General features: G+C 66.7%; 1 protein-coding gene. It reads left to right on the top strand.

Annotation, left to right across the window (positions count from 1 at the left end):
* Positions 1–441 (top strand): OmpA family protein (locus tag ACWTU8_RS32240; protein ID WP_455851303.1); only part of this gene is annotated, 441 nt, incomplete at its 5' end.
* Positions 442–517: the final 76 nt, after the last annotated feature.

The raw sequence follows: 517 nt of genomic DNA, 5'->3' as shown, positions 1-517 counted from the left end.
GTCAAGCGCCAGCTGGCCGATGCCTTCAAGCCCGGCGACAAGCTGCGCGACGGCGTTTCGGTCGAAGCCACCGACAAGGGCGTCGTCATCTCGATCACCGATCAGCTCGACTTCGGCATGTTCGAAGTCGGATCGGCGGTGCCCAGCCGCGAACTGGTCCTGGCGATGGAAAAGATCGGCCGCATCGTCAACAGCCAGAAGGGAACCATCAGCATCAACGGCCACACCGATGCGCGCCCCTTCCGCAGCGCCAGCTACGACAATTGGCGGCTGTCGACGGCGCGCGCGCATTCCGCCTACTACATGCTCGTGCGCGGCGGCGTCGACGAACGCCGCATCACCGAGGTCGCCGGCTTCGCCGACCGCCAGCCGAAGGATGCGACTGATCCGCTGTCGGCGGCCAACCGCCGCATCGAAATCCTGATGGCGACCGGCGGATGAAGAGGGCGGCGGTCACCAGCCGGCTGATGGGCCTGTTGCTGCTGGCAGCCGGATATCCGTCGGCCGGCTTCGCCCA

The sequence above is a fragment of the Mesorhizobium sp. BHbdii genome, from assembly GCF_053848045.1.
This window is presented reverse-complemented; position numbering and strand designations above follow the sequence as displayed.